Source organism: Gammaproteobacteria bacterium (assembly GCA_027296625.1).
GTDB lineage: Bacteria > Pseudomonadota > Gammaproteobacteria > JAKEHO01 > JAKEHO01 > JAKEHO01.
In genome coordinates this window covers 1-4,422 of the sequence record JAPUIX010000117.1, presented here as the reverse complement: position 1 = coordinate 4,422, position 4,422 = coordinate 1, and the positions used below count along the sequence as shown (strand labels likewise).

Here is a 4,422-nt window from a genome sequence, read left to right as displayed (position 1 = left end):
TTCCTTTCGCGTCAGGATAAAGGAGAAGGGTGGCCTATCGATGCGAGTGAGTTGCATGAAGGGGCCTGTATTTTTGGAACTCTACGATAGTCACACCGTTGCCACCCAATTAGGCATCCCATATCGTACTTTGATGTATTGGGTTGAAAGTGGGCTTGTCCGTCCTCATACCTACACCGGGCGGCGACGTACGCCAGTTCTCTTCTCTGATCAAGATGTCAAGGAGATTGGCCGTCTTGTCCAATTACGCAGACATCTGCGGGGTCAATCGTTTCGTGATGCTCTGAAGAGGCTTCGTGCGATGGGACATAATCCCCTCTCGCAGGGCGACTTTCTGGTGCTGGAAAACCGTAAAGGCAAACGGACGGTGATCAAAATTATGCAGAACAACGAAGCGATCGAACTGTTAAACCATCAACCCGAAAGTCAGCTGCGTCTCATCCCGCTCACCGGTGATGAGGTCCAGCAGGCCATCTCGTCGGGTCATCAGGAACTTTTATTCAGCACACAAAAGAGCCAGCCGTCACCGTAAGCGGGCAGAGGTACCTTTGTGCGGCTGGACCCGTACATGCATCGCCTGGCCCGATGCATGGGAGCGGACGACAAGACAGAGGAGGGAGAAGAGATGGAAATCGGCTTTGGGCTGCCCACGCGTGGTCCGTTATCATCCCCTGATCACTTGGTAACGCTAGCCCGTCGCGGTGAGGAGATGGGCTTCAACATCATCAGTGTGAGCGATCATGTGGTCATCCCCAGAAGCATTGAGTCTCGCTACCCGTACAGCGAGACTGGCGCGTTCGCCGGTGGGGATTCGGGCGCTTGCCTGGAACAACTGACCACCCTGAGTTTCCTGGCCAATGCGACATCATCGGCTCGACTCCTCACGTCGGTCATGGTGTTACCCCATCGCAGCCCGGTGCTCACCGCCAAGATGCTGGCCTCGATTGACGTTTTGTCCAATGGCCGACTCAATGTCGGGTGCGGCGTGGGGTGGATGCGCGAGGAATTCGAGGCCATCGGGGCACCGCCCTACGATGAGCGTGGCGCGGTTGGCGACGAGTATATTCGGGCCTTCAAGGAGCTGTGGACCAGCGAAAACCCATCCTTCGACGGAAAATATTGCCGCTTTGCCGACATTTCCTTCTCACCCAAGCCGGTACAACAGCCCCATCCTCCGATATGGGTTGGCGGTGAAAGTCCTCCTGCTCTGCGGCGGGCCGCTCGCCTGGGCGATGTTTGGTACCCGATTGGTAACAATCCTCGCTATACGGTGGGAACGCCCGCGGACTATCAGGCCTCCGTCACTCGCCTACGGCGGTCTGCCGAGGCAGCGGGTCGCGATGCGTCGACGATCGGCCTGGCATACAGCGCTAGCTGGCTCAATGACCGCGAAGCGCAAACGCTCCCCAACGGTGAACGCCGGCTCTTGACGGGTACGCCGGATCAGGTCGCGGGTGATATCAAGGCCTTTGCAGACATCGGCGTGCGTCACTTCATGTTCAACTTTCAAAGCGACACGCTTGAGGAGACACTGGCGCGCATGGAGCGCTTTGCCACCACCGTCAGACCCCGGGTCGAAAGCTGAGTTTTGGTGGCGAGAGCGAGAAGTGTAGTGCCAACTTCCCGGGGTGGCATTCATCCTGAGTGATATGTTCCTCGTGCTCTTGGATTAAGGAGCGATTCTCGACCGCATGCACCTCGCCTCTTGGTCCCTCAGCGCTCGGCATGAAGAGAGGGCCCCTAGGGCGGAGCCCAGGCGAAGCACGACAGGCTCCAAGGCGCTGCAACGCCGTGCTGCACAGTGTGGTATCCTACCTCGTGGAATGAGGGAAGCCAGGAGGATAGGAGCCTGTCGGTTCGTCACGTTCGGTCAAAACAGAGGGGGTTTTGCAATGCGCTACGACACCATCATTATTGGCGCCGGTTCGGCAGGATCCACCCTAGCTGCCCGACTCTCGGAAGATCCGCAGTGCTCAGTGCTGCTGCTCGAAGCGGGACCAGACTATCCGGATTTCGCTCACCTTCCCAATGACATCAAAGACGGCAACAATGTCTGGCAATCGGCCTATGGTCCGCATAGCTGGGATTTCCGGGCCACGGCGAATGCGCATCAGGCCGAACCGATTCCGATTCCCCGCGGCAAGGCGACGGGTGGCTCGAGCGCCATTAATGGCCAGGTCTTCATCCGCGGCATCCCAGAAGACTACGACGCCTGGGCACAGTGGGGCAATGACGAATGGGCCTTTGAAAAAATCCTGCCCTATTTTCGTAAAGCCGAAACGGATGCTAACTTTGTGGGCAGCGAGTTCCATGGCAGCGAGGGTCCAATTCCCGTGCGGCGCTATGCACAGGAAGACTGGTTGCCGCATGTGCGGGCCTTCGTCGACTCCTGTCTAGCAACTGATTTCCCCTTTGACGCCGACGAAAATCATCCCGACGCCACGGGGATTGGCGCCCGTCCCCTGAACAATCGCGATGGGGTCCGCATCAGCACGGCGCTGGCCTATCTGGCTCCGGCCCGGCATCGGCTTAATCTCAGCATCAAGGCGCAAGTCACGGTGCGCCGTATCCTGTTTGATGGGCCACGGGCGGTGGGCGTTGAGGTGGAAAGCGGCGGTGAAGCGTTTCAATTGGAAGGCGATAAGATTATCTTAAGTGCGGGCGCGATTGGCTCACCTCAGCTCTTGATGCTCTCCGGCGTCGGTCCGCAAGATCATCTGCGCGGGCTCGATATTCCGGTGCTGTACGCCCTACCCGGCGTAGGCGAAAATTTACGTGATCACCCGGCCCTGTTCATGCTCTTTCGCTCCTACGGCCCGCCCGCCGACCTCTCGTCGCCCTCGATCCAAGTGGCACTGCGCTATACCGTGCCTGGATCGTCAACGCGCAACGATATGAGCTTAAGCCCGATTCTCATGACGAGTGAACATCGGCCGCACAGCGTGGATTTTGACGATAGTCAGGCTCACTTTGGCATCACGGTGGCACTACAGAACGCCAGCACGGCAGGCCGGCTGCGTCTCGCCTCGACCGATCCCAAGACGCAACCGACGCTGGATTATCAATATCTCACCGATGCCTGGGATCGCGAACGCATGCGGCACGGCGTGCGACTCGCGGCGCAGCTCACCGCGCAAGCGCCGCTCAACGCGCACGTCACGGCGCGACTCTCCCCCTCTGATGCGGACCTGGCGTCCGACGCGGCGCTGGATGCCTGGATGCTGGCGAACGTGACCACGCAACATCACTCATCCGGTACCTGCAAGATGGGCCCTGCCTCCGATCCGCTCGCCGTGGTGGATCAGTATGGCCGCGTGCACGGGCTGCAGGGCTTGCGGGTGGTCGATGCGTCGATCATGCCGGACGTCATCCGGGCCAATACCAATGCCACGACGATTATGATAGCCGAACGCGTGGCGGACTGGCTACGCGCCTGAGACGCCGCCGCTTCGAGATAATCGCTGAGCGAGGAGATTGGGTATTTTTGCCCAATCCCTCGAAGTGGGTGATTAGCGTATAGCCCAGTCTCGGTGTTTTTGTACGACGCCTCGAATCGGTGCATTAGTGGAATCGTGCAGTGACCGTGCATTCGGCAGAAGAGGCGTAGATGGCGCTCCATTGAGATGCACTGTGGGTTCGAGAGGCTGCCAATAGACCTCTAAGTACGCGGAAAACGAGGGTTTTTCTGGTAGTCCACTAACAGACTTAAATCAGGGCAGAAAGCCGCCAGAAAACTTAATCAGAGAATCAACGCAAGGTTGCCCCGTACATTTCCTGGTTTCCTGGTTACTGGACGGGGCTCGTTTGTGACTCACGACACAAATATCGGGTTAAGGCTAATAATCCACTAAATATCAGAGATTTATTCAAGGGTTCACACAGAGACCTGAGACGTGTTGACGCCTTAGTGCACCGATTCGAGGCGTCGTGCAAAAATACCCATCATGAACGTCCGCTTTTCCTGACAGCTGCCATTCATTCGGCCAGAATCCGGGCCTGGCGTCAGGCTGAAAACGGCCAATAGGGGGCGCCCGATTTCCCAGACTGATGCTTCTCGCAATCGCGTAGAATCTCGATTTGCACGGACGGCGCTTGGACTTTTGCGTAAAGCTCGTCGACGGTGTCTTATAGCTCCGAAATGGCCTTCACGGCGTGTACCAGATGGGTGATGTGTAAGCGCGGTCCTGCACCGTCATCGGGACGTCGTCCGGCATGGTGATTCCGAAGAATTTCGCGTCGTACGCGGTCCAGCGGGGCTTCGGAATCTCGATGACGCGCACGTAGTAAAACGCTCGCTGATCGGGATCGAAATCCGGATCCACCCAGTGAGCTGTGAGCAGCGGATCGCCGATGGTGTTGGTGTAGCTGGCATTTGCCACATCGACCGTTGAGCCGACCGGCTTCTCGCAGCGGCGATTAACA

4 protein-coding genes are annotated in these 4,422 nt (G+C 58.1%); 3 read left to right on the top strand and 1 reads right to left on the bottom strand.

Annotation, left to right across the window (positions count from 1 at the left end; genetic code table 11):
• The 3 genes from O6944_06630 to mftG form a co-directional block, all read left to right on the top strand.
• Positions 1–532: MerR family transcriptional regulator (locus O6944_06630; GenBank protein ID MCZ6718806.1), on the top strand; the 532-nt coding region annotated here is incomplete at its 5' end.
• 36 nt (positions 533–568) lie between these two features.
• Positions 569–1,585 carry an LLM class F420-dependent oxidoreductase gene (locus O6944_06625; protein MCZ6718805.1) on the top strand — a complete coding sequence of 339 codons (1,017 nt, stop codon included), beginning with the start codon at positions 569–571 and terminating at the stop codon, positions 1,583–1,585.
• 307 nt (positions 1,586–1,892) lie between these two features.
• Complete coding sequence (gene mftG / locus O6944_06620) at positions 1,893–3,437, top strand: mycofactocin system GMC family oxidoreductase MftG (protein MCZ6718804.1); 1,545 nt, start codon at positions 1,893–1,895, stop codon at positions 3,435–3,437.
• Positions 3,438–4,145: 708 nt separating this feature from the next.
• Here mftG and O6944_06615 read toward each other — a convergent pair.
• Positions 4,146–4,422, bottom strand: a 277-nt coding sequence (locus O6944_06615; GenBank protein ID MCZ6718803.1) for a DUF3604 domain-containing protein, incomplete at its 5' end; no start/stop codon positions are given.

Excerpts from the sequence above, each read along its gene's own strand:
- O6944_06625 (MCZ6718805.1), top strand. The coding sequence starts at position 569 with ATGCATCGCCTGGCCCGATGCATGGGAGCGGACGACAAGACAGAGGAG.
- mftG (MCZ6718804.1), top strand. The coding sequence starts at position 1,893 with ATGCGCTACGACACCATCATTATTGGCGCCGGTTCGGCAGGATCCACC.